General features: G+C 73.1%; 24 protein-coding genes. 18 read left to right on the forward strand and 6 right to left on the reverse strand.

Annotated features, from left to right (window positions below):
* Window positions 1-18 precede the first annotated feature (18 nt).
* On the forward strand, window positions 19-732 hold the full coding sequence (locus tag ACN9MM_RS30695; RefSeq protein ID WP_426366962.1) for a DUF1345 domain-containing protein: 714 nt from the start codon (window positions 19-21) through the stop codon (window positions 730-732).
* Here the strand turns inward: ACN9MM_RS30695 and ACN9MM_RS30700 are convergent.
* The 3 genes from ACN9MM_RS30700 to ACN9MM_RS30710 form a co-directional block, all read right to left on the reverse strand.
* On the reverse strand, window positions 698-1654 hold the full coding sequence (locus ACN9MM_RS30700) for a tellurite resistance/C4-dicarboxylate transporter family protein (protein WP_426366963.1): 957 nt from the start codon (window positions 1652-1654) through the stop codon (window positions 698-700). The two genes, ACN9MM_RS30695 and ACN9MM_RS30700, sit on opposite strands and share 35 nt — an antisense overlap.
* Entirely contained in the window at window positions 1651-2256 is a 606-nt protein-coding gene (locus tag ACN9MM_RS30705; RefSeq protein WP_426366964.1) for a histidine phosphatase family protein, read from the reverse strand. Before ACN9MM_RS30705 ends, ACN9MM_RS30700 begins: the two co-directional genes overlap by 4 nt.
* Before the next feature lie 131 nt (window positions 2257-2387).
* Entirely contained in the window at window positions 2388-3218 is an 831-nt protein-coding gene (locus tag ACN9MM_RS30710) for a glycoside hydrolase domain-containing protein (RefSeq protein WP_426366965.1), read from the reverse strand.
* Between the two features lie 232 nt (window positions 3219-3450).
* On the opposite strand from ACN9MM_RS30710, the gene ACN9MM_RS30715 reads away from it, so the two are divergent.
* Window positions 3451-5361, forward strand: coding sequence for a choice-of-anchor A family protein (locus ACN9MM_RS30715; protein WP_426366966.1), 1911 nt, complete (start codon window positions 3451-3453; stop codon window positions 5359-5361).
* A gap of 270 nt (window positions 5362-5631) precedes the next feature.
* On the opposite strand, the gene ACN9MM_RS30720 is transcribed toward ACN9MM_RS30715, so the two are convergent.
* Window positions 5632-6045 (reverse strand): arsenate reductase ArsC, encoded by a 414-nt coding sequence (locus tag ACN9MM_RS30720; RefSeq protein WP_426366967.1) that lies wholly within the window; start codon window positions 6043-6045, stop codon window positions 5632-5634.
* Window positions 6046-6220: 175 nt separating this feature from the next.
* On the opposite strand from ACN9MM_RS30720, the gene ACN9MM_RS30725 reads away from it, so the two are divergent.
* Together ACN9MM_RS30725 and ACN9MM_RS30730 are read left to right on the forward strand one after the other, a co-directional pair.
* Window positions 6221-6535: an ArsR/SmtB family transcription factor gene (locus tag ACN9MM_RS30725; RefSeq protein ID WP_426366968.1), complete on the forward strand. Its 315-nt coding sequence runs from the start codon at window positions 6221-6223 to the stop codon at window positions 6533-6535.
* A 40-nt stretch (window positions 6536-6575) separates the two neighbouring features.
* Window positions 6576-7346: an aquaporin gene (locus ACN9MM_RS30730; RefSeq protein WP_426366969.1), complete on the forward strand. Its 771-nt coding sequence runs from the start codon at window positions 6576-6578 to the stop codon at window positions 7344-7346.
* A 140-nt stretch (window positions 7347-7486) separates the two neighbouring features.
* On the opposite strand, the gene ACN9MM_RS30735 is transcribed toward ACN9MM_RS30730, so the two are convergent.
* Both ACN9MM_RS30735 and ACN9MM_RS30740 read right to left on the reverse strand, forming a co-directional pair.
* Window positions 7487-7987, reverse strand: a complete 501-nt coding sequence (locus ACN9MM_RS30735; protein WP_426366970.1) for a GNAT family N-acetyltransferase — start codon at window positions 7985-7987, stop codon at window positions 7487-7489.
* The gene (locus tag ACN9MM_RS30740; protein WP_383661048.1) at window positions 7984-8346 is read right to left on the reverse strand and encodes an ArsR/SmtB family transcription factor; all 363 of its coding nucleotides are present in this window, start codon (window positions 8344-8346) and stop codon (window positions 7984-7986) included. Before ACN9MM_RS30740 ends, ACN9MM_RS30735 begins: the two co-directional genes overlap by 4 nt.
* A gap of 147 nt (window positions 8347-8493) precedes the next feature.
* Here ACN9MM_RS30740 and ACN9MM_RS30745 point away from each other — a divergent pair, with 147 nt between their 5' ends.
* The 14 genes from ACN9MM_RS30745 to ACN9MM_RS30810 all read left to right on the forward strand — a co-directional run bounded on the left by ACN9MM_RS30745 (window position 8494) and on the right by ACN9MM_RS30810 (window position 24551).
* On the forward strand, window positions 8494-9864 hold the full coding sequence (locus ACN9MM_RS30745; protein WP_426366971.1) for an FAD-dependent oxidoreductase: 1371 nt from the start codon (window positions 8494-8496) through the stop codon (window positions 9862-9864).
* A gap of 219 nt (window positions 9865-10083) precedes the next feature.
* Window positions 10084-10746, forward strand: a complete 663-nt coding sequence (locus ACN9MM_RS30750) for a hydrolase (protein WP_426366972.1) — start codon at window positions 10084-10086, stop codon at window positions 10744-10746.
* 5 nt (window positions 10747-10751) lie between these two features.
* Window positions 10752-11258 carry a DoxX family membrane protein gene (locus ACN9MM_RS30755; protein WP_426366973.1) on the forward strand — a complete coding sequence of 169 codons (507 nt, stop codon included), beginning with the start codon at window positions 10752-10754 and terminating at the stop codon, window positions 11256-11258.
* A 92-nt stretch (window positions 11259-11350) separates the two neighbouring features.
* Window positions 11351-11929, forward strand: coding sequence for a Dps family protein (locus tag ACN9MM_RS30760; protein WP_426366974.1), 579 nt, complete (start codon window positions 11351-11353; stop codon window positions 11927-11929).
* Window positions 11929-13353: a dihydrolipoyl dehydrogenase family protein gene (locus tag ACN9MM_RS30765; RefSeq protein WP_426366975.1), complete on the forward strand. Its 1425-nt coding sequence runs from the start codon at window positions 11929-11931 to the stop codon at window positions 13351-13353. The genes ACN9MM_RS30760 and ACN9MM_RS30765 overlap by 1 nt, the downstream gene beginning before the upstream one ends.
* A 430-nt stretch (window positions 13354-13783) precedes the next feature.
* A complete protein-coding gene (locus ACN9MM_RS30770) occupies window positions 13784-14737 on the forward strand; it encodes an alpha/beta hydrolase (protein WP_426366976.1) in 954 nt (317 codons plus the stop codon).
* A complete protein-coding gene (locus tag ACN9MM_RS30775; protein ID WP_426366977.1) occupies window positions 14734-16620 on the forward strand; it encodes an amidohydrolase in 1887 nt (628 codons plus the stop codon). Before ACN9MM_RS30770 ends, ACN9MM_RS30775 begins: the two co-directional genes overlap by 4 nt.
* 14 nt (window positions 16621-16634) lie before the next feature.
* On the forward strand, window positions 16635-17375 hold the full coding sequence (locus ACN9MM_RS30780) for a GPR1/FUN34/YaaH family transporter (protein ID WP_426366978.1): 741 nt from the start codon (window positions 16635-16637) through the stop codon (window positions 17373-17375).
* A gap of 45 nt (window positions 17376-17420) precedes the next feature.
* Window positions 17421-17735: a GNAT family N-acetyltransferase gene (locus ACN9MM_RS30785; RefSeq protein WP_426366979.1), complete on the forward strand. Its 315-nt coding sequence runs from the start codon at window positions 17421-17423 to the stop codon at window positions 17733-17735.
* A gap of 47 nt (window positions 17736-17782) precedes the next feature.
* Window positions 17783-18508, forward strand: a complete 726-nt coding sequence (locus ACN9MM_RS30790) for an alpha/beta fold hydrolase (protein WP_426366980.1) — start codon at window positions 17783-17785, stop codon at window positions 18506-18508.
* 115 nt (window positions 18509-18623) lie between these two features.
* Window positions 18624-19949 (forward strand): ABC transporter substrate-binding protein, encoded by a 1326-nt coding sequence (locus ACN9MM_RS30795; RefSeq protein ID WP_426366981.1) that lies wholly within the window; start codon window positions 18624-18626, stop codon window positions 19947-19949.
* Window positions 19949-20914, forward strand: a complete 966-nt coding sequence (locus ACN9MM_RS30800) for a carbohydrate ABC transporter permease (RefSeq protein WP_426366982.1) — start codon at window positions 19949-19951, stop codon at window positions 20912-20914. The genes ACN9MM_RS30795 and ACN9MM_RS30800 overlap by 1 nt, the downstream gene beginning before the upstream one ends.
* Window positions 20911-21798, forward strand: coding sequence for a carbohydrate ABC transporter permease (locus ACN9MM_RS30805; protein WP_426366983.1), 888 nt, complete (start codon window positions 20911-20913; stop codon window positions 21796-21798). The genes ACN9MM_RS30800 and ACN9MM_RS30805 overlap by 4 nt, the downstream gene beginning before the upstream one ends.
* On the forward strand, window positions 21795-24551 hold the full coding sequence (locus ACN9MM_RS30810; protein WP_426366984.1) for a helix-turn-helix transcriptional regulator: 2757 nt from the start codon (window positions 21795-21797) through the stop codon (window positions 24549-24551). Before ACN9MM_RS30805 ends, ACN9MM_RS30810 begins: the two co-directional genes overlap by 4 nt.
* The last annotated feature ends 69 nt before the right edge of the window (window positions 24552-24620 follow it).

The following is a 24620-nucleotide window of genomic DNA, read 5'->3' on the forward strand; positions in this document are numbered from 1 at the left end:
CCGTGAGGGAGCGCCGACGTGACGGACCGCGGTGGTGACGGACCGCCGGCCCGCGCGCCGCGCCGCCGGAACCAGTGGCTCTCCGAACGCCGCCGCTCCTCGGTCAGCGGCTCCATCGCCGTGGGCGCGGCGGCGCTCCTCCTCGGCCTCGGCGGGGGCTGGGCGGAGGTCTCCGGGGCGGACGTGTGCGTGCTGCTGCTCCTCACGTACCTCTTCCCGTACCTCATGCTCACGACGGTCGCGTTCGCGACCGCTTCCCCGGAGCGGGTCCGCTCCTGGGCACACCGTGAGACGCGGGGCACGGTCCTCCAGCGGTACGTGTACGGCACGGCGCCCGGACCGGGGGTGTCGATCTTCGTCTCGGCCGCCGCGCTCGTGGTGGCCGTGGTGTGGCGCCCCGGGCACATCGGCTCGTCGCTCGAACCGGCCGCGCGGGCGGCGGTGGCGCTCGTCATGGTCGTCCTCGCCTGGGTCTGCGTGGCCGTCTCCTTCGCGGTCGCCTTCCAGGCCGACAACCTGGTGGAGGACGAGCGGGCCCTGGAGTTCCCCGGGGAGGAGCCCCCGATCTGGGCCGACTACGTCTACTTCGCCTTCGCGGTGATGACGACGTTCGGCACGACGGACGTCAACGTGACGTCCCGGGAGTTGCGCCGGACCGTGACCGCCAACTCGGCGATCGCGTTCGTCTTCAACACCGTCACCGTGGCCAGCCTGGTCTCCGCCCTGGTCTGAGAGCGAGGCGGGCCAGGCCGTACGCGGTCGCGAGCCAGGCGGCCACGGCGATCCACAGCAGGACGCGGCCCAGCGTCCCCAGCCGGTCCACCCCCGTCGCGGCCGAGGTCGACAGGGCCGCCACCGCCGTCATGCCGAGCGGGAAGACCGTCGCCCAGCGCAGCACGTCGTAGCCGGGGCGCCGGCGGACCAGCTCGCCGCACAGGAGTACCGCGTACCAGGCCAGGGCGAGGGCGAGCAACACGAACGTCGTCGTCCTCAGCGCCGCCTCCACGCCGCCCGGCCACTCGCCCGGGACGAGGAGCTTCGACCCGGCGAGCGCCGAGATCGCCAGGGCCCCGCCCGCGATCCAGTGGTCGCCCGCGCCCGTCACCACCTGGCGGACGTCGAAACGGGCCAGGGCGTCGGCGTACAGCACGAGTCCGAGGAGGAACAGGGCCAGGGCCACCCGCGCGAGCCATCCGCCGGCCTTCGGCGCGAGGAGGGCGGACAGCACCACGAGGCCCTGCGTGGCCACACAGATGAGGAACACCGCGCCCGGCGCCCGCCGGGTCAGGTGCCCGAGCACGGCGACGAGCAGCACCGGCCAGACCAGGGCGGCGAGCACCAGGAACGCCACGGCCACCGGGGTGACGCCGAGGAGCTCGTACCGGGCGCCGAGGACCGTCGACGCGGCCACGGCCGTGAGCGCGGGCGGGGTGTCGGCGCTCGCCGCCCAGCGCCGCCGGTCCCCGAGCAGCAGGGCCGAGAAGGCGTACGCGAGCAGCAGCCACACCGCCGTGGCCAGGCACAGCGCCACCAACGAGACCGTTTCGAAGCCGGTCAGATGGAGCCCCACCGACAGGATTCCGGTGGCCAGGACCGCGGCTCCCGCCGCCGGCGGCAGCGCCGCCCACCGGGCGCGCCGCGCCCCGCCGGTCACCCGAGGGGGAGGAGGCGCTGGTTCCAGCCCGCGACCACCGGAAGGCCGTGCTCCGTGGACAGCCGGCCGACCGTCGCCGTCGTCAGCAGGAACAGCCGCCCCTCGGACGCCGGCAGGCCCAGATACCGGGCGGTGAGGACCCGCAGCAGATGGGCGTGCGCCACCACCACGCCGTCCTCCGCGGAGTCCGCGAGGCGGGGTGCGAGGCGCGCCAGGACCCGGTCGGCCCGCCGCCCCACGTCCTCGGCGGACTCGCCCGGCCGCCCGTCGGCGTACGGAGGCACGCCGTCACGCCACAGCGACCAGTCCGGCCGCGTCTCGTGGATCCGGGCGGTGGTCAGCCCCTCGTACCCGCCGTAGTCCCACTCGCACAGGTCCTCGTCCGTCTCGGCGTCCCGCAGACCGGCCAGTTCGGCCGTGTGCCTCGCCCGCCGCAGCGGACTGGTGAGCACGAAGGCGAAGGAGCGGCCCGTGAAGAACGGCGCGAGCGTGCGCGCCTCCGCCTCGCCGTCCGGGGTGAGCGGCAGATCCGTACGGCCGGTGTGCCGCCCGGAGGCGCTCCACTCCGTCTCGCCGTGACGGATCAGGAGGAGGTCACCCATGGCCCGCCGCTCCTTCCGCCCGTCCGGCCCGCGGATCCGCATGCTACTCGCGCGCCCCGCGCCGGAGCCGTTCCCCACGCCGCAGCCGTTCCCCGCGCGCGACGCGCCCCGGCGAGAGCCGGTCGGCCGGTTCAGCCGACGATGGCGACCGGTGCGTCCCAGGCGTTGCGGTCGACGTTGATCGTGTAGCCGCCGCGGGTCTCCTTGCTGTTGGCCTTGTACTGGTGGCCGCGGCTGTGGTCGGTGTAGAGCTTCGGGTCCCAGGGCCAGTCCTTGGTGGTGGTCTCCTGGCCGTTCCACAGGGCGTACCAGAGGTTGCCCGGCAGGTCCGTGCGGTTCTTGGCGGTGGCGATCGCCTTCGCGCTGGAGCTGCTGAAGCCGTAGAGGCCGGCGCGGTAGGTCTTGGCGCGCAGAGTCCTGGTGAAGGACCGCACGTAGGTCAGGGTCGCCTCGTTGCACGCCGTGTCGGCGGTGTCGTACGACTCCATGTTGAGGTAGATCGGGCTGCCGGCCTTCATGCCGAGCGCCGCGGCCTTGGCGACCGCGTCGTTGGCGTTGCTCGCCCCGACCGAGGCCGCGGTGGCCGCGGTGAACCGCTCCTTGTTGCCGCTCTTCTGGCACGGCGGCTGGGCGCCGACGTAGAGGGGGATGACCCGCCAGCCGAGCGTGTCGACCGACTTCACCCACGACCTGGTCAGGTTGGGCTGGGCGCAGCCGCGGTTCTTCCCGCCGACGTAGACCGCGACGCCGCTGTAGTAGCCGTCCTTCTTCCAGGCCTTCATCGCGGTGAGCGAGGGCGCCGTGCAGGCGTCGAAGGCCCGGCCCGTGTAGGTCTTCTGGGCCGGCCACGCGGAGGCCGCCATCGAGGTCTGCGCCGCGATCCCGGCACAGACCACGACGACGACACCCGTCGTTGCCAGGGCTATGGAGCGGCCCTTCCTGGACATCCGGTGCTTCGACATTCCCACCCACCCCATACGCGATCGGACCCCGGCACTCCGGAGCGCCCTCACCCTATCCGGAGGCGCCGGAGCCGCTTCGGCGGTACGGGCCGGCCGCGCCCTCCTCGCCGACCGGCGGCGATACTCCCCCTGGCCCTCAGACGTCACACCCCTCGGTGAGCGGGGTCCCTGACCGGCCCAACCCCGGGCCGCGCGGATGGTGCGCCGGGAGGGGCGCGCCGAGACTCCGGGCATGAGACACCACACTTCCCGGAGACAGGGGCGCGCCCGGCGCCGGACCGTCTCGGCCGGGCTGTCCTGCGCCGTGACCCTCGCGGCCGTCCCCGCCCTGATCCTCGGCCCGGGAGCCCCGGCCGCGCTCGCGGCGCCGCTCCCTGGAGGCCTCGGGCCCTGCGTGCCGGGGGACTGCCCCGACCCGTTCCCCGGCATCGACAACCAGGCCATCAAGGGCCGCGACGCCGGCATCAACATCTTCGTGGGGGACGACTTCCTCGTCCGCGGCCGGGCGGCCGAGGCCGAGGGCCGCGTCGTGGTCCTGGACGACTTCGACCAGAACAAGGACCTGACCGCGGGCGGCCTCTACAACCTGGGCATCGTCGGCGTCGGTTCCCGGGTCGTACCGCCCAAGGACGCGGACTTCCTCACCAGCGGCGGGGACGTGAGGATCGCCGCGAACCAGCGTCTGGAGACGACCGGCGGCCTCCTGGACGAGATCGGGACCGTACGCCACGCGGGCACCGTCACGGGCACCGTGACCGGCACCCTCGTCGAGGACGCGAACGCCGTCGCCCCGTACGCGGGGCTGCGCGACCGGCTCACGGCCGCGAGCCGCTGCTACGCCCGCGTCGACGGCCGGCCCCGCACCCCCACCGGCACGGCCGTCAACCAGGGCGGCCAGACCCTCTTCACGGGTGACGGCACGTCCATGCTCCAGGTCTTCAACGTGGACTTCGACATGACCACGGCCACCGGCGCACAGCAGGGCATCGTCTTCGCCGGCATCCCCGCCGGCGCCACCATCCTGGTCAACGTCACCGGCACGGACCGGACCCTCAGCACCTACAGCGGCGGCATCGTCGACAGCACCGACCCGCTCAACGCCTACCGCGAGCGGCTGCTGTGGAACTTCCCCGACGCCACGACCGTCGCGCTGACGGGTACCGGACAGTTCCAGGGCAGCTTCCTGATGGGGGAGCAGTCGTCGATGACGACCGTGACGCTGCCCGGCATCAACGGCCGCTTCTTCACCACCGGTTCGCTCACGCACACCAGCGCCGCGACGGGAGGCGGCGGCCAGGAGTTCCACGCGTACCCCTTCACCGGAGACCTGCCCGACTGCGGTGACGAACCCGTCCCGACCACGGGTGCGGTGAAGGTGGTGAAGACGGACGCGGCGACGGGTGCGGTGCTGCCCGGCGCGACGTTCCGGCTGTGGGAGGAGACGAACGGCAGGACCGGTCTGCAGACGTCGGGAGACGACCCCGACACCCAGGTGGGCGCGGCGTGCGTGACGGGCGCCGACGGGGTGTGCACACGGACGGTGGAGACGGGGACGTACTACTGGCAGGAGACGGACGCTCCCGACGGGTACGACCTGCCGTCGCCGGCGGTGTTCGGGCCGCTCGTCCTGACCGAGGAGAACGCGACCACGGGCGTGTCGGTCACCGCCTCCAACACCCGCACGCCGGTCCCCCCGGGCACCGGATCCCTCATGCTCCTCAAGTCCGACGCCGACAGCCGACTGCCGCTGCGCGGGGCCACGTTCGAGCTGTGGGAGGAGACCAACGGGCGGGACGGCCTGCAGACCGACGGAGCCGACCCCGACACCCGGATCGGGACGCCCTGCACGACGAACGTCGTCGGGCTCTGCTCCTTCGGGGACCTGGACCACGGCACGTACTACCTGCGGGAGACCGGGGTGCCGGACGGATACGTGCTGCCGGCCGACCCGGTCGCGGGCCCGTTCGTCATCAGCGGTGACCAGGAGGTCGTGGTCGCCCGGCTGGACAACCACCGCGGCGAGGACCCCTGCGAGCCCACGGGCTACGGCGACGAGGACCACGGCTACGGCGACGCCGGCCATGGCGACGCGGGCTACGGCTCATGCGCCGAGGGCGGGACGCGGGCCGGTCGCGCCGCCTGACCGGACGGCGGACCGGTGGCCGGTGGGTGTCGTCGCCCGATGCGCGTGCGACGACCCCATCGGCCCGCCCGCCGGCCGCGGAGGTACGTACCGATCCTCAGGAACGCCTCGCCCAGAGGGACCTGGGGGCCGGGCCGGGGAGACGGCCTGGGAGGCGGAGCGGACGATGACCGGGTCGAGGGCGGGGGAGACGCGTCGGCACCTTCTCGACCTCGGTGGTCGTGGTGGGCGAGCCGCCGGCGAAGAGGCCGTCGGTCCGGTCGAGGTCGGTCACGCCTTCTTGGCGTCGATGTCGGCGATCAGGCCCTCGACGAGGGTCCTGATCTCGTCGCGGATGGGGCGGACGGCCTCGACGCCCTGGCCGGCCGGGTCCTCCAGCGTCCAGTCGAGGTACGTCTTGCCGGGGAAGTACGGGCAGGCGTCCCCGCAGCCCATGGTGATGATGTAGTCCGACGCCTGGGCGGCCCCGGTGGTGAGGACCTTCGGCTTCTGGTCGGAGATGTCCACGCCCAGCTCGGCCATGGCCGCGACGGCCGAGGGGTTGATCCGATCGCCCGGAAGAGAGCCGGCGGAGCGGACCTCGACACGGTCGCCCGCGAGGTGCCGCAGGAATCCGGCGGCCATCTGGGAGCGGCCGGCGTTGTGGACGCAGACGAAGAGCACGGAGGCGAGCGGAGCGGTCATCGGTTCTTCCTTGAGGCAGGGACGGTGCGGGGGTCGGAAGGGATCAGGCCCAGGACGCCGGGGTGACAAGAGGGACCGGGTGCGAGGACGCGGCCACGGCCGGAACCCCCTTCGGCGGGTTCGAGAGGTCAGCCCAGGCTGGTATCAGCTCTGGGTGATATGAAATTATCAGTCCATGATGACGTCAGTCGATACTGATCTGATGCGGGTGCTGGGTGATCCCCTGCGCCTCCGGATCGTGACCCTGCTCGCCCGCGAGACGCTGTGCACCACCCACCTGGTGGAGGAGACCGGCGCCAAGCAGACCAACCTCTCCAATCATCTGAGAGTGCTGCGCGACGCGGGAGTGGTGGAGACCGAGCCGTGCGGCCGGTTCACCTACTACCGGCTCAGGCCGGACGTCATCGAGCAGCTCGCCGGACAGTTCGCCGCGCTCGCGCAGACCGCGCGTCTGACCGCCGAGGCGAACTTCAGGCGTTCTTGCCCCTGAACCGGCCCCCTGTGCCCCACCTGCCGAGGAGTACCCGTCCGTGACCGCCACCGAGCCCGCCGCGAGCGACGCCATAACCACCGACCCGTCGCCCCGGCCCGCACCCGGCGCCACCCCGCCCCGTACCCCGCTGACGGCCCGCGCCGCCGCGGAACTCGTCGGCACCGCCGCCCTGGTCGCGATCGTCGTCGGCTCCGGCATCCAGGCCACCCGGCTCACCGACGACGTCGCGCTGCAGCTCCTCGCCGACTCCACCGCCACCGTCCTCGGCCTCGGCGTCCTCATCGCCCTCCTCGGGCCGGTGTCCGGTGCGCACTTCAACCCGGCCGTCAGCCTGGCCGAGTGGTGGACCGCCCGCCGGGGCGGAGCGGGCGTGACGGGGCGCGAACTCGCCGTCCACGTCCCCTCGCAGATCGTCGGCGGGATCCTCGGCGCGATCCTGGCGGACGCGATGTTCGGCGAGCCGCTCGTGAAGTGGTCCACGCACGACCGCTCGGCAGGGAACCTGCTGCTCGGCGAGGTCGTGGCGACCGCCGGTCTGATCCTGCTGATCTTCGGCCTCGCCCGTACGGACCGTCTCCGCTTCGCGCCCGTCGCGGTCGCCTCGTACGTCGGTGCCGCCTACTGGTTCACCTCGTCCACGTCCTTCGCGAACCCGGCGGTGACCATCGGCCGCGCCTTCACCGACACCTTCGCGGGCATCGCCCCCGCCTCGGTCCCCGCGTTCATCGGCATGCAGATCATCGGAGGGGCCGTCGGCCTGCTCCTGGTCGGGGTCATCTTCACGCGCGGGAAGACGGACGTCGAGTGACCCCGGTCCTGGACGTGGTGGTGACCGGCGGCGGCCGGTCCGGGCTCGCCGCCGGCGGGGCGGCCCCGAGCAGCAGCCCGCCCACGGCCGCACCGGCGACGGAGCCGCCGATCACGGGGCGCTCCGAACCCCGACCGGGTCTATGTCACGGCGCTGCTGCGGCGTTCGACGAGGACGGTGTCGCGCCAGCGGCCGTGGTGGCGCCCGATGCGCTCGCGGGTGCCGATCACCCGGAAGCCGGCCCGCTCGTGCACGGCCAGGCTCGCGGCGTTCTCGGGGAAGATCCCGGACTGGACGGTCCAGATCCCGGCGGCCTCGGTGGAGTCGATGAGCGCCGTGAGCAGGGCGGAGGCGATGCCACGGCCCCGGGCGTCGGGGTGGACGTAGACGGAGTGCTCGACGACGCCGGCGTACGCGCACCGGTCGGAGACCTTGGTCGCGGCGACCCAGCCGAGGACGCGGCCGGTCTCGTCGAGGGCGGCGAAGCGGTGTTCGGGCAGTCTGGCCGCGTCGAACTGCTCCCAGGTGGGGGCGGTGGTCTCGAAGGTGGCGTTGCCCTCGTCGATGCCCGCCTGGTAGATCGCGACGACCTCGTCGGCGTGGTCCGTGGTGAGCGGCACCACGACGGTGGAGGCGGTCATGCGGTGGCGGCCTTGGTGAGCAGCGCGCCCATGGCGGCGAGGACGGCGGGCTCGACGCGGTAGTAGACCCACGTGCCGCGGCGCTCGGAGGAGAGCAGCCCGGCCTCCTTCAGCTTCTTCAGGTGGTGGGAGACGGTCGGCTGGGAGACGCCGACGTCGGAGATGTCGCAGACGCACGCCTCGCCGCCCTCGTGCGAGGCGACCGCCGAGAACAGGCGCAGCCGGACCGGATCGCCGAGGGCCTTGAACATCTTCGCGGTCCGCTCGGCCTCCTCGGCGTTCAGCGGGCGCTCGGTGAGCGGGGGGCAGCAGGGGGCGACCTCGGGCTCGAGAACGGGCAGCACGGTGACATTCGACATGCATCTATGTTGACACATGTCGAACCAGTAGCCCAGGGGTGCTCCGGGCTTGTCATTTCGATAACCGTCTATGTTGACGACTGTCGATTCAGGTGCCAAGCTGGCGACACAAGGGATCGACAGATGTCGAAACAAAGGGGAATCGTCGTGAACGCCATCGCCACCGACCAGCTGCCCGTCGTGGTCATCGGGGCCGGGCCCGCCGGCCTGGCCGCCGCCGCGCACCTCGTCGAGCGCGGCCTCGAACCGCTGGTCCTGGAGGCCGGGCCGGTGGCCGGCGCGGCGGTACGCGCGTGGGCACACGTCCGCCTCTTCTCCCCGTGGGGAGAGGTCACCGACCCGGCCGCCGAGAAGCTCCTGGCCCCCACCGGCTGGGTGAAGCCCGACGCGAAGACCTACCCCTCCGGCGGTGACTGGGCGGACAGGTACCTTCAGCCGCTCGCCGACGTGCTCGGCGACCGGGTCCGCACCGGGGCCACGGTCACCGGCGTCTCGCGCGCCGGCCGCGACCGCATCGTCGACGCCGACCGTGAGGCCCAGCCCTTCGTCGTCCACGTCGCCCACGCCGACGGCCGCGAGGAGCGGCTGTTCGCCCGCGCGGTGATCGACGCCTCCGGCACGTGGTCCACCCCGAGCCCGGCAGGAGCCTCCGGCCTCACCGCCCTCGGGGAGAAGGCCGCCGCCGACCGCGTCACCTACCGCGTCCCCGACCTCAAGGAACCGTCCGTCCGCGCCCGGTACGCGGGCAGGCGCACCGCCGTCATCGGCTCGGGCGCCTCCGCCTTCACCGCCCTCGCCTCCCTCGCCGAGCTGGCCGAGGCGCAGGACGGAGCAGGGACGAAGGCCGTGTGGATCCTGCGCCGGGGCATCTCCGGCTCCACCTTCGGCGGCGGCAGCGCCGACCAGCTCCCCGCCCGCGGTGCCCTGGGTCTCGCGGCGAAGGCGGCCGTCGACGAGGGCCACGCCGACGCCGTCACCGGCTTCCGTACGGAGGCGATCGAGCGCGACGGCGACCGCCTGGTCCTCGTGGCCGAGGACGGCCGCCGGCTCGACCCGGTCGACGAGGTCATCGTTCTCACGGGCTTCCGCCCCGACCACTCCTTCCTCTCCGAGCTCCGCCTCGGTCTCGACGAGCGCCTCCAGGCACCGGTCGAGCTCGCGCCGCTGATCGACCCCAACCAGCACTCCTGCGGCACCGTCTACCCGCACGGCGTGAAGGAGCTGTCGCACCCGGAGGAGGGCGTCTACCTGGTCGGCATGAAGTCGTACGGCCGCGCCCCGACCTTCCTCGCCCTCACCGGCTACGAGCAGGTCCGCTCCGTCGTCGCCGCGATCGCGGGCGACCGGGAGTCGGCCGAGCGCGTCGAACTGGTCCTCCCGGAGACCGGAGTGTGCGGCGGCGCCGGACTCTTCGACCAGCCGCAGACCGACGAGGCGGCCGAGGGCGGCTGCTGCGCCCCCGCCCCCGCGCTCATCCAGCTCGGCGTCGGCTCCCCGGCCACCTCCGGCGGCTGCTGACCCGCCCCCACCACCCCGCCCGCCGACGGGGCCTTCGCGGTGACGCCGTCCGTTCACGCCCGTGACACCTCGCGGATCCCGTCCTCGACCGGTTGTGCGCTGTCGTGCCAACTCCTGGGCGCCGGAGGTCAACGCGGCCGGTGGGGGCGCTCGTAGCGTGAAGACGTGCCGAGCCGCGGACGCGGCGGGCACGTCACGCATGCTTCGAGAGGACCCCTCATGTTCGACATCGCCAAGGTGCAGGCCGCCCCGAGCAAGGATCTGCTCACCCCCGACAACGCGGTCATGCTCTTCGTGGACCACCAGCCGCAGATGTTCTTCGGCACCGGGAGCGGCGATCGCGCCGCGATCATCAACAGCACCGTGGGCCTCGCCAAGGCGGCCCGGGCGTTCGATGTGCCGGCGGTCCTGACCACGGTGGCCGCCGAGTCGTTCTCCGGGCCCCTGCTGCCCCAGCTCGCCGAGGTGTTCCCCCAGCAGGAGGTCATCGACCGCACGACCATGAACGCCTGGGAGGACGAGGCGCTCGTGGCGGCCGTCAAGGCGACCGGCCGCAAGAAGATCATCCTCTCCGGCCTGTGGACCGAGGTCTGCCTGGTGCTGCCCGCGCTCTCCGCCCTGGAGCAGGGATACGAGGTGTACGTGGTCTCCGACGCCTCCGGCGGCGTCAGCCCGGCCGCCCACGAGCACGCGCTGCAGCGGATGATCGCCGCCGGCGCCGTCCCGGTGACCTGGGTGCAGGTGCTCCTGGAGCTGCAGCGCGACTGGGCGCGTCAGGAGACGTACGGCGCGGTCATGGAGATCGTCAAGGCCCACGCGGGCGCCTACGGCCTGGGTGTCGTGTACGCGCAGAGCGTCATCGGCGCGCACGCGGCGGGCTGAGCCCCTTGGACACCGGCATTCTGATCCTGCGTCTGCTGGTGGGACTGCTCGTCGCCGGCCACGGGGTGCAGAAGATCAGCTCGCACCTGGGCGGCAAGGGACTCGAGGGCGGTACGGAGGAGTTCCGTGCCGACGGCTTCCGCGGCGGCGCCCTCACCGCCCTGGCGGCCGGCGGCGGCCAGATCGGGTCGGGTCTGCTGCTCGCGGCCGGCCTCCTGACCCCGCTCGCCGCGACCGGCGCCATCGGGGTCATGACGGTCGCGCTCACCGTGAAGTGGAGCCACGGGCTGTGGGTGCAGAACGACGGGTACGAGTACCCGCTCGTCCTCATCGGCACCGCCGCCGCCCTCGCCGCCACCGGCCCCGGCGCCTGGTCCCTCGACGCGGCCCTCGGGCTCACGCCGTACCCGCTGTGGTGGGCGGGCCTCGCACTCGTGGCCGGTCTCGGCAGCGGACTCCTCACCCGGCTCGTCCTGCACCGGACCGCCGCCCCGGCGACCGCCGAGCGCTGAGCGCGAGCCGCCCAGACCGGGTCCGGCCGCCCGCCTCCCCCCGACCGGGCGGCCGGGCCCTTCCCGCCTTCTCTCCCGAACAGGAGCACTCGATGGACACCCTCACGACCCCGCACGGCGGCGGCCAGCCGCTGCTGCACCAGAAGGGCGCCGAGACCCAGGCGTTCGGCACGCTCAAGCAGCTGCCGATCGGCCTCGGCCACGACACCCGCATGTACGCCTGCCAGCGGCTGAACCGCGTACTCGCCGACACGCAGATCCTGTACTCCCTCTACAAGAAGCACCACTGGCTCATGCGCGGGGCGACCTTCTACTCGCTCCACCTGATGCTGGACAAGCAGGCGGAGGCCCAACTGGCCATCGTGGACGCGCTGGCCGAGCGGGTCCAGAGCCTCGGTGGCGTCGCCGTCGGGGACCCGCGTCACGTCGCGGAGCTGACGTCGATCCCCCGGCCGCCGGACGGCGTCGAGCCGGTGCCCGTCATGCTGTCGCGGCTTCTCGACGCGCACGAGCGGATCCTGATCGACGCCCGGGACGCCGCCGCCCGGCTCTCCGGGGAGGGCGACGAGGGCAGCGCCGACCTGCTCGTCTCCGATGTCGTCCGCACCGGCGAGGCGCAGGTGTGGTTCCTCGCCGAGCATCTCGTGGACACCCCTCTGGTGCGCGGCTGATGGACACGTACGACGTCGTCGTGGTCGGCGGCGGTCCGGCCGGCGAGGTCGTTGCCGACCGGGCCGTCCGGTCGGGACTGACCGTCGTCGTCGTCGAGGCCGACGCGGTCGGCGGCGAGTGCTCCTACCGTGCCTGCGTGCCGAGCAAGGCCCTGCTGCGACCCGGCGCCGCCCGGGCGGAGGCCCGCTCGGTCGACGGGGCCCGGCAGGCGGTCACGGCGGCACTCGACCCGGCGCGCGTCCTGGCCCGCCGTGACCGTTTCACCGGGCGGGGCGACGACACCGGCCAGGCCGACTGGCTCGACGGTGCGGGCATCGCGCTCGTGCGGGGGCACGGACGGCTCGCCGGTGAGCGCCGGGTGGAGGTGACGGGGGCCGACGGCACGGTCCGCACCCTGCGGGCCCGGCGCGCGGTCGTGATCTGCACCGGCACGGAGCCCGCCCTTCCACCGGTGGAGGGGCTCGACCGGATCGGTGTGTGGACCAACCGGCAGGCCACCACGGCCGACGCGGTGCCCGAGCGGCTCGTCGTCATCGGCGGGGGAGTGGTGGCCTGCGAGATGGCCACCGCCTGGCGCTCGCTGGGCTCCTCGGTCACTCTGCTGGTCCGCGACCAGGCCCTGTTGACCGGCTGGGAGCCGTGCGCCGGCGAAGAGGTCGCCCGGGGTCTGAACGATCTGGGCGTCACGATCCGCTTCGGGGTGTCCGCCGTCCGGGTCGCCCGTGACGAGGACACCCGCGCGGTGACCGTGGACACCGACGACGGCACCGCCCTCGTCTGCGACGAGGTCCTGGCCGCCGTCGGCAGGCGCCCGCGGACCGCGGACCTCGGCCTGGACTCCGTCGGACTGGCGGCACGCGACTGGCTCCCGGTCGACGACACCTGCCGCGTCACGGCGGTCGAGGGCGACTGGCTCCATGCCGTCGGCGACGTGAACCACCGTGCGCCGCTGACCCACATGGCCAAGTACCAGGCCCGCGCCTGCGCGGCGGCGATCGCCGAGCGAGCCGCGGGGCGCCCGGCCGTCACCGGAGGCCGGCAGCCGTGGAGCGCGGAAGCCGACCACGTCGCCGTCCCGCAGGCCGTCTTCACCCGTCCCGAGGTCGCGAGCGTCGGTCTCACGGAACGCGCCGCACGCGAAGCGGGTCTCGCGGTACGCGCGGTGGAGTACCGCATCGACGACGTCGCAGGTGCCGCGCTCCACGCGGACGACTACCGCGGCCTCGCGAAGCTCGTCGTCGACGAGACCCGAGGGGTCGTCGTCGGCTGCACGCTCACCGGCCCGATGGCGACCGAGCTCATCCACACGGCCACCGTGGCCATCGTGGGCGAGGTCCCGCTGGAGCGGCTGTGGCACGCCGTGCCCGCCTTCCCGACGGTGAGCGAGGTCTGGCTCCGGCTCCTGGAGGCGTACGGACTCTGAGGCCTGCTCCCCTTCTCCCGAGCCGGGTCCCGTCCGCCCGACCGAGCACACCCCCACGCCTCCCCACCCGACCCACCCGACAAGGAAGACACCCACCCATGCAGCTCACGAGGCGCGCCCTCGCCCTCGCCGTGCCCGCGACGCCGGCCGCGGTGATCGGCGCCGCACCCGCGAGCCGGCCTGGAAGACGATCCCGTCCTGGGCGCTGATCGCCACCGCCGACAAGAACATCCCGGCCGCCGCCGAACGGCGGACGGCCCGGCGTGCCGGTTCGCACATCACCGAAGTGGACGCGTCCCATGCAGTGGCGGTCTCCCGCCCGGCCGTGGTCACCCACGTGACCCTCGCCGCCGTGCGGGCGACCCGCTGACGCTCCGATACCCGCTGACGCTCCGATCCGCCCCGTACATCCCCCGAAGGAGAACCCCTCATGAAGAACCGTCCGGTCCTCGAACCCGCGGCCCAGGCCTTCGCCGACGCCACCGCCCAGCCGCCGTACCTCTACCAGATCCCCGTCGCCGAAGGCCGTAAGGCCGTCGACGACGTCCAGAACGGTGAGGGCGTCCCCCTGCCGGACGTCGACGAGGAGTGGACCACCGTCCACGGCGGCCCGACCGGTGACGTCCGCACCCGGATCGTCCGCCCCCGCGGCGCCACCGGCCCGCTCCCCGTCATCCTCTACATCCACGGCGCGGGCTGGGTCTTCGGCAACGCCCACACCCACGACCGGCTCGTCCGCGAACTCGCCGTCGGCACCGGGGCGGCCGTGGTCTTCCCCGAGTACGACCTGTCGCCCGAGGCGCGCTACCCCGTCGCGATCGAGCAGAACTACAGCGTCGCCCAGTGGATCGCCCGCGAGGGACACCACAAGGACCTCGACGGCACCCGGATCGCCGTGGCCGGCGACTCCGTCGGCGGCAACATGAGCGCCGCCCTCACCGTCATGGCCAAGCAGCGCGGCGACGTCACGCTCGTCCAGCAGGTCCTCTTCTACCCGGTCACGGACGCGAGCTTCGACACCGACTCCTACCACCAGTTCGCCGAGGGCCACTTCCTGCGCCGCGACGCCATGAAGTGGTTCTGGGACCAGTACACGACCGACGAGGCCGAGCGGGCCCAGATCACCGCCTCGCCGCTGCGGGGCTCCACCGAGCAGCTCACCGGTCTGCCGCCCGCCCTGGTCATCACCGCCGAGGCCGACGTCCTGCGCGACGAGGGCGAGGCGTACGCGGCGAAGCTCCGCGCCGCCGGGGTCCCCGTCACCGCCCTGCGCGTCCAGGGCGTCATCCACGACTTCGTCATGCTGAACGCGCTGCGCGAGACGCGGGGCGCGGAACTCGCCCTCGGTGTCGCCACCGACATCCTGCGCAAGGCCCTCGCATGACCCGGCCCTCCATGAGCATGCCGGTCGCGGGCCTCGTCCCCGCCCCGCGGCGGGAACACGAGCACGCCGACCTCCTGGTCCGTAACGCCAAGGTCTTCACCGGTGACGCCGACCGACCCGAGGCCCGAGCCGTCGCCCTGCGCGACGGCCGGGTCGCGGCCCTCGGCGACGACCACGACCTCGCCCACCTCGTCGGGCCGGGGACCAGGGTCGTCGACGCGCTGGGCCGACGGGTGGTCCCCGGCCTGAACGACTCGCACCTGCACGTCATCCGGGGCGGCCTGCACTACGTCCTGGAGCTGCGCTGGGACGGCGTGCGCAGCCTCCGCCAGGCCCTGGCCATGCTGCGCGAGCAGGCCGGCCGCACCCCGAAGGGACAGTGGATCCGGGTGGTGGGCGGCTGGACCGCCGAGCAGTTCGCCGAGCGCAGGATGCCGACCGTCGCGGAGCTGAACGCCGCCGCCCCCGACACCCCGGTCTTCGTCCTGCACCTGTACCAGTCGGCGCTGATGAACCGGGCCGCGGTCAAGTCGGCCGGTTTCACCCGGGAGACCCCCGACCCCCGGGGCGGGCAGATCGTCCGGGGCCGGGACGGCGAACCCAACGGCGTCCTCCTCGCGGCGCCTAGCGCTCTCGTCCTGTACTCGACGCTGGCCAAGGCACCTGCCCTCGACGAGGCCGCCAGGCGGACGTCGACGCGCCACTTCCTGCGCGAGCTGAACCGCTTCGGCCTGACGTCCGCCGTCGACGCCGCCGGCGGCTTCCAGAACTTCCCCGACGACTACGCGACGGTCACCGACCTCGCCAGGTCGGGGGAGCTGACCCTCCGGATCGCCTACCACCTCTTCCCGCAGACGGCCGGGCAGGAACTCGCCGACCTGAAGCGCTGGACCGAGACGGTCAAGCCCGGGGACGGGGACGAGTGGCTCCGGCTGAACGGCGCGGGTGAGAACCTGACCTGGGCCGCCGCCGACTTCGAGAACTTCTCCGAGCCCCGGCCCGAGCTCGCCGCGGGCTACGAGACCGAGTTCGAGAGCGCCGTACGGCTCCTGCTCGAGAACGGCTGGGGCTTCCGGCTCCACGCGACCTACGACGAGACCATCCGCCGCGACCTGGCCGTCTTCGAGAAGCTCGCCGCGGAGGGGCTCTTCCCCGGCGGCAACCGCTGGCTCTTCGACCATGCGGAGACCGTCTCGGCAGGCAGCCTCGACCGGATCGCCGCCCTCGGCGGCGCCGTCTCGGTGCAGAACCGGATGTCCTTCCAGGGCGCCGCGTTCCTCGACCGCTACGGCGCCGAGGCCGCCGCCCACACCCCGCCGGTCCGGGCCATGCTCGACCGCGGCCTGACCGTCGCCGCCGGAACCGACGCCACCCGCGTCTCCTCGTACAACCCGTGGGTCGCACTCCACTGGCTGGTCACCGGGCGCACCGTCGGCGGCACGGCCCTCTACCCGGCCGGCAACCTGATCGACCGGGAGACCGCCCTCGGCCTCTACACCCGCGGCGGGGCGGAGCTCACCGGCGAACAGGACGTCAAGGGCACTCTGCGCGAGGGGTGCTACGGCGACCTCGCGATCCTGTCCGACGACTACCTCACCGTGCCCGAGGACCTCATCCCCGGCATCGAGTCCGTCCTCACCGTCGTCGGCGGCCGCATCGTCTACGCGACCGCGGAGTACGAGGGTCTCGACGAGGCCGTCCCGCCGGTGAGCCCCGAGTGGAGCCCCGTGGCCCACTTCGGCGGCTACCAGAACGGTGCCCGTCAGGCCTCGCTCGTCGCCGAGGCCGTCGCCGAGTCCGAGCAGCACCGCCGGTGGCGCGTCGCGCGCGGCCCCGTCCCCGACACACAGCCGTCGTTCGTCGACCCCTGCTTCGAGCACTGAGAGAGATCCACACGATGAGTACCGCCTCACCCACCGCCGACAGCGGCGACGACGCCCGGGCCACCCCGCCGGACGTCCCCCCGGGACGCCGTTTCGAGCCGGACCTCCGGTCGATGACCCGGATCAACCTGCGCCCGATCGCCTCACCCATGCCGCTCGGCTTCTTCACGATCGCCATCGCCTCCGTGATGACGGGCTGCCTCCAGCTCGGGCTCTTCGACGAGGCGGCCCGCGCCGCCGTCGCCCTCACCGTGCTGCCGGCCTTCGTCCTCCAACTCCTGGTGAGCTTCCTGGCCTTCGGTGCCCGGGACGTGATCGCGGCGACGCTGATGGCGGTCTTCGCCGGCAGCTGGCTGCCCTACTCGCTCATCATGCTCAGCGGCGCGGCCGACGGCCTTCAGGTCCTCGGCGTGTTCAACCTGGCGCTTCTCTGCTTCGGCGCGCTGATGACCGCCGTGACCCGGCCCAAGCGGGCGCTGTGGCTCGTCCTCGCGGTCTCCCTGCCCCGCTGGGCGGCCACCGGCCTCGCGGGCGTCACCGGCGCCGAATGGCTGACGCGCACGTCCGGGGCGCTCGGCCTGCTGGTGGCGGTCGTCGCGACGTACACGGCGTTCGCCCTGATGCTCGAGGACATGCGCAGCGAGCAGGTCCTGCCCCTCGGCCGCAGCGGCCCCGCCCACCTCGCCGTCGAAGGCGACCTCTCCGTCCAGCTCCGCAACCTGGAGCGCCAGGCGGGCGTGCGCCGCACCCTCTGAACGCAGCCGCCGCCCCCGTCCCACCACGACCGCACAGGAGCACCCATGGAACCCCGAGTGACCGACCGGCCCGAGAAGTCCCGGTACGAGATCCTCACCGGCGACGACGGCACCGAGACCGCGGGCTTCGCCGAGTACCACCTCTCGGACGGCGAGATCGCCTTCATCCACACCGAGATCGATCCCCGCTTCGGCGGCCGGGGGCTGGGCGGGCTGCTCGCCCGCGGCGCCCTCGACGACGCCCGGGTCCGCGGGCTGAGCGTCCTGCCGTACTGCCCCTTCGTCCGGGGCTGGATCGGCAAGCACCCCGAGTACGCCGACCTGGTGCCCGAGGCGCGCCGCGCCCGCTTCGGCCTGTGAAGCACCCCACCACCGCCTTCCCCGCCCACTCTCAGAGGAATTCCCCCATGGCCCGACACGCCCGCCCCACCGTCGTCCTGGTCCACGGCGCCTTCGCCGACGCCTCCAGCTTCGCCCGTGTCATCCCCGCGCTGACCGCCGCCGGCCTGGAGGTGATAGCCCCGGCGGTGCCCAACCGCAGCCTCGTCGACGACGCCGCGTACATCGCCTCCGTGGTCCGTGCCGTCGAAGGCCCCGTGATCCTGGTGGGGCACTCCTACGGCGGCGCCGTCATCACCCTCGCCGGTACGGAGGACAACGTCCGCGCACTGGTGTACCTCGCGGGATACGCGCTCGAGGAGGGCGAGAGCCTGGGCGAACTGCAGGGCGGCTTCCCCGACTCCGGTCTCGCCGACGCCCTCGTCCACACCCCGTTCCCGGTGCCCGGATCCACCGAGACCGGCACCGACGTCTCGGTGGCGATCGAGAAGTTCCCCGCCCTGTTCGCGGCGGACGTCGACCCCGAGCTCGCCGCGGTGCTCGCGGTCTCCCAGCGCCCCCTGGCCGCGCGGGCCTTCTCGGAGGCGGCGCCGGTCGCTGCGTGGAAGGCCAAGCCCTCGTGGGGTCTGGTGGCCTCCGCCGACCGCACGATCAACCCCGATGTGGAGCGTTTCGGCTACGAGCGCGCCGGCATGACCACCGTCGAGGTCGACTCCTCGCACCTGGTCATGCTCGCCCAGCCCGAGGCCGTGGCGGAGCTGATCATGGACGCCGTCCGGTCCACGGGGCACTGATCCCACCCCGGGCCGACGCTTGAACATCGAACGATTGGTCTCTGCCGTTCGAACGCTGTAGCTTTCCGAAACGCCCGCCGAGAACATGCGGCGGGCGATCGGAGGAAGCACACCCATGAGGTTCGGCGCGGGGCTCGCGCTCGCCGTCATCACCCTCGCCGTCACCGCCTGCGGCGCCCCGCAGGACAGCGGTTCGCGCTCGCGCACCACCGCGGACTGCGCACCGTACGCCCGGTACGGCAAGCACCCCGGCACCGAGGTCACCGTCTACGCGGAGAACCGGGACCGGGAGGCCGATCTGTTCGAAGAGACCTGGGCGGACTTCGAGGACTGCACGGGAATCGACGTCCAGTACGAGGGGGACGGGGAGTTCGAGACGCAGATCCAGGTCCGGGTCGACGGCGGGAACGCGCCCGACATGGCCTTCTTCCCCCAGCCCGGGCTCATGGAACGCTTCGCGCGAGCCGGGAGGCTGAAGCCCGTGAGCGCCGGGGTCGCGGCCCTCGCCGAGCAGGGCTGGTCGGCGGACTGGAACAGCTACGCGACCGTGGACGGCACCCTCTACGGCACGCCCCTCGTCGCGAACGTGAAGTCGTTCGTCTGGTACTCCCCGAAGTTCTTCCGCGACCGGGGACTGAGCGTTCCCCGCACGTGGACCGAACTGATGGCCGTGACCGAGAAGGTCGCGGCTTCGGGCGTCACGCCGTGGTGCGCGGGCATCGAGTCCGCCGAGGCGACCGGGTGGCCCGTGACGGACTGGATCGAGGACGTCCTCCTCCGCCAGCAGGGCACGCACGTCTACGACCAGTGGGTCGCCCACGAGATCCCGTTCGACGACCCCCGTGTGATCAAGGCCATGGACACCGTGGGGTCCGTCCTCAAGAACGACCGGTACGCCAACGGCGGTTTCGGTCCGGCCCGGTCGATGGCGTCGATCTCCTTCCAGGAGGCCGGCACACCGATCCTCTCCGGCGACTGCGCGATGCACCGCCAGGCCTCGTTCTACGCCGACATGTGGCCGAAGGGCACCGAGATCGGACCGGACAAGGACGTCTACGCCTTCCTCCTGCCGGGGGCCGACCCGGTGAGCCGCCCCGTACTGGGCGGCGGGGTCTTCACCGCGGCGTTCGCCGACCGTCCCGAGGTGCGGGCGTTCCAGGAGTACCTGGCCTCCGCGGACTTCGCGAACGCGCGGATGAGGAAGGGCCCGTTCGTCTCGGCGAACAGGGGCGTGGACCCGGCGAACGCCGCGACCCCCGTCGACCGGCTCTCGATCCAGCTGCTCCAGGATCCCCGGACACAGTTCAGGTTCGACGGTTCGGACCTGATGCCGGCGTCGGTCGGCGCCGGGACGTTCTGGAAGGGAGCCGTCGACTGGATCGGCGGCGCGAGCACCCGGCAGGTCGCCGAGTCCGTCGAACGGTCCTGGCCGAGCCGCTGATGTCGTTCGACGCCGTCGCCCAGCAGCCCAAGCTGCTGTACCTGCTCCAGGGTGTCGCCGCCTTCGCGGCGGTGGTCGCCCTGATCCTGCTCGCACTGCACCGGGGGCCGGTGCGGAGGAGGTCCGCGGCCCTGATCCTGCTGGCCCCCGCGCTGCTGCTGCTCGCGGTCGGCCTCGTCCTGCCCGGTCTGCGCACCCTGGCGCTGTCGTTCACCGACGGCGGGGGGAGCACATGGGCGGGCTTCGACAACTACGTGTGGATGTTCACCGACGACCGGGCGCTGGTGGCGCTGCGCAACACCCTGGCGTGGGCGGTCCTCGTGCCGCTGACGTCGACCGGGGTCGGTCTGCTCTACGGGACGGTCGTCGCACGGTCGCGGTTCAGAGCGTTCGCGCTGTCCCTCGTCCTGACGCCGATGGCGATCTCCTTCGTCGGCGCGGGAGTCGTATGGAAGTTCGTCTACGCGTACCGTCCCGCGGAAACCGGGCAGATCGGGCTGCTGAACCAGCTCGTCGTCGTCTTCGGGGGCGAACCCAGGCAGTGGCTCGTGGACTCTCCCTGGAACGTCCTGTTCCTCATCGTGGCCATGGTGTGGACGCAGGCGGGCTTCGCGGCCGTCCTGCTGGCCGGCGCGATCAGGGCCGTACCCGCGGAGCTGACCGAGGCCGCCAGGCTCGACGGCGCGTCCCCCCGGCAGATCTTCCGGCGGATCACCCTGCCGTCGATCAGGCCCATGCTGTCCGTCGTGCTCCTCGCCCAGGGAATCGGCACCCTCAAGGCCTTCGACATCGTCAAGACCATGACCGGCGGACAGTTCGACACGGGCGTCCTCGCCCACGAGATGTACGACCAGGCCTTCCGCTACGGCGAGACGGGCCGCGGCGCGGCGCTCGCCGTGCTCCTCTTCCTCCTCGTCACCCCCTTCGTGGCCCACCAGGTCCGGGTGCAGCGGAGGACGGGGTGAACAGCGTCCGGGAGCGTCTGACCTCCCGCGCCTTCACGGGGGCCGCCGTGGTGATCGCGGTCCTCTGGACGACACCGACCCTCGGTCTCCTGCTCTCCTCGTTCCGCCCCGAGGAGGAGATCAAGACGAGGGGATGGTGGACCCTGTTCGGTACGCCGCACCTCACGCTCGACAACTACGGGGACGTGCTCTCCGGCGGCGGGAACGGGGCGGGGCGGCTCGCGGAGCACTTCGTCAACTCCGTCGTCATCACCGTGCCCTCGGTGCTGTTCCCGCTCGTCCTGGCCTTCCTCGCGGCGTACGCCCTGGCCTGGATCGACTTCAGGGGGCGCGACGCGCTCGTCGTCGGCATCTTCGCGCTCCAGGCCGTGCCGCTCCAGATGGCACTCGTCCCGCTCCTGAAGCTCTTCTCCCAGGGCTGGCTGTTCCTGCCCGCGTGGCACCTCACCGGTCCCGCGCGGTTCGGCCAGGTCTGGTTCGCCCACACGGCCTTCGCGCTGCCCTTCGCGGTGTTCCTCCTGCACAACTTCCTGGCCGGGCTGCCCCGGGACCTGATCGACGCCGCCCGCGTCGACGGCGCGTCGCACGCGACGCTGCTGCTCCGGATCGTGCTGCCGCTCGCCCGCCCGGTCCTGGTCGGCTTCGCCGTCATCCAGTTCATCTGGGTGTGGAACGACCTCCTCGTGGCCCTGACCCTGTCCGGCGGAACGGGCGAGACCGCGCCGATGACGGTCCGACTGGCCGGCATGGCCGGGACCTACGGCAATGCATGGCAGCGGCTCACCGCGGGAGCATTCGTGGCGGCGCTCGTCCCCCTGCTCGTCTTCTTCTCCCTCCGGCGGCACTTCGCACGGGGACTGCTCGCCGGATCGGTCAAGGGATGAGCCCCGACCGGCCCGGGGAACCGGACGCGGCGACCGGGCTGAGCAGGCCCGGGCTTCGGGGCCGCGAAGCCGAGCTGGAGCGGCTGCGCGCCCTCGTCGAGACGGTGCGCGACGGCGAGGGAGGAGCGATCGCGCTCCTCCTGGGCGAGCCCGGGATCGGGAAGACCGCGCTGCTCCAGGAGACCGTCTCGCTCGCGCGGGCCCACGGACACCTCGTCAGCCATGGACGCGCCGAGGAACTGCACGAACTGGCGCCGCTCGCCTCACTGGCCTCGGGCCTCCTGCACGGTGACCCGCCGCTGCTCTCCGGCACGGACCTCGCGGACCTCGCCGGCCACCACGACCAGCGCATCTGGCTCGTCGAACGGCTCGCCCAGCTCATCGAGGAACGCTCGGCGGGCCGGCCCGTGCTGATCGCGGTCGACGACGTCCAATGGGCCGACCCGCTCAGCCGGTTCGCCCTGAGCGTCCTGCCCGCACGGCTGCTCAGCTCCCCGGTCCTCTGGCTGCTCACGAGCAGGGAGGATCCGGAGCTGTACGGGCAGGGGGCGCTGACGACGACCCTCCCTCTGCGGCCGCTGTCCGAGACGGCCCTGGCCGAACTGGCACACGACGTCCTCGGCGGGGACGTGCCGGCGCGGGTCGGGGAACTCCTCGACGGCGCGGGCGGCAACCCCTTCCTCGCGGCCGAGATGCTCTCGGGCATCGCGGCGACCGGCGCGGACAGTCCGGAGCCGCCCGAGCGGCTGGTTTTCGGCGTCCGCGGCCGACTGGCCGACCTCCGGCCGGACACCCTCCACTTCCTGCGGATCGGCTCGGTCCTCGGCCGCGCGTTCTCGCTCGCCGACGCCGCCGCCCTGTGCGGCCGGCCCGCCTCCGGACTCAGCGCCGAAGTGGACGAGGCGATCGCGGCCGCCCTCCTCCACGACGACGGCGACCGCCTCCTGTTCCGCCACGACCTGCTCCGCCAGGCGGTGTACGCGGACCTCGCCCCCTCCGTGCGCAGGGCACTGCACCGGGAGGCCGCGAGCCGTCTCGTCGCGGCGGGCCGGAGCTCCGTCGACGCGGTCCCGCATCTTCTGAAGAGCGCCGAACCCGGCGACACGGAGGCGATCGGACTGCTCGGCACAGCCGCCGAGGACGTGCTCGCCGTGATGCCCGACCTCGCCGCCGACCTGGCCGTACGGGCTCTGGAACTCGTACCGCCCCGTGCGCCCACGGCGTACGACGCGGGGGAGCGGGCCATCGTCGCGCTGACCCGCGCGGGCCGGTACACGCAGGCACGCGACACCGGCGACGCGCTGCTCGCCCGGCAGCCGCCCCTGGACGTCTTCGCACGTCTGCAGTGCGTACTCGGCGACACGCTGTGGCACCTCGACGACGTCCCCGAGCTGAGCCGCCGCACGACGACGGCGCTGGCGGCCGTCACCGACCCGGCGATCCGGGCCCGGCTGACCGCCCGGCAGGCCCTGGCCCGGTCCCGGGGGAGCGACCTCGGGGCCGCTCGCGAGACCGGCGAACGGGCGCTCGCCGAGGCGGAGCGGGCCGGTGACCGGGAGGCCCTCGTCCTCGCTCTGTGGGGTCTCGGTGAGATCGCCCTCAACGCGGGCGACTGCGCCGCCGCCGTCGAACACCACACGGCGCTGAGCGTCTTCGACTCGGCCTTCCTTCCCGAGGAGGCCGTCGCCCTGATCCACATGGACGACTTCGATGCCGTACGGCGCACGCTCCGGACGGCGGGCGACGCCCCCCTGCGCCCCGCCATGCTCCTCTGGACCCAGGGAACCCTGAACATGGGGCTCGGCCGGCTCGACGACGCGGACGCCGACCTCGTCACCGCCGAGCGTCTCGAAGCGGACCTCCACGTGCCCGGCAACCTGGTCAACATCCGCGTCAACCGCGGCCTCCTCGCGATGCTGCGCGGCGACCGCGACGCCGTGCGGGAACACCTGGACGTCGTGCGGGCGACCGTGGCCGACCGGCCGAACACGGGCAACCACGCCGCGCACCGGTTCCTCGAGGCCGTCGTCGCCGACGCCGACGGCGACCACGCGGCCGCGGCAGAACTCGTCCGGTCCGTGCAGCGGGACCACCCCTTCCTCCGGTGGCGGCTCCTGCGCCCGCACGTCGTCCAGGCCGTGCACATCGCCCTGCGCGGCGGGGACCGGAAGCTGGCCGAGGACCTCGCGGCCCAGGCCGCCGAACACGCCACCCGCAACCCCACCGTGCCGACCGCCCAGGGGACGGCCGCCCACGCGTCCGGCCTCGTGAACGCCGACCACGAACTCCTGGAGCGGGCGGTGGGCATCCTCCTCACCGGCCCCCGGCCCCTGGCCCTCGCCGCCGCGTCCGCCGACCTCGGGCGCGCCCTGCTGACCTCGGGTGACGCCGCCGCGACAGCTGCCCTGACGAGGGCGCACGACCTCTACGCCCGGGCCGGGGCCGACGCCGAAGCCGACCGGGTCCGGGCCGATCTGGAACGGGCCACACGCATCCCGCGCCGGCGCGCCGGACGCCTCCGGCCGCGCACCGACCAGGGCTGGGACGCGCTCACGGCCTCGGAACGCAAGGTGGCCCGGCTGATCGCCGCCGGCCACACCAACCGGTCGGCCGCGGAGACCCTCGTCATCTCCCCGCACACCGTCAACACCCATCTGGCGTCGATCTTCCGCAAGCTCGCGGTGCGCTCCCGGGTCCACCTGGCCCGGACGGTCCTCGCGGAGGACGGCGCCGGAACGGTCACCGGCGACTGAGCGACCTCTGCGCCCCCGTGCAAGGCGCGGTGCGCGGGACGGCAACAGGAGGTGCGTGACCGGTCCTAG

The sequence above is a fragment of the Streptomyces sp. E-08 genome, assembly GCF_049913095.1.
In the GTDB taxonomy this organism is placed as follows: domain Bacteria; phylum Actinomycetota; class Actinomycetes; order Streptomycetales; family Streptomycetaceae; genus Streptomyces.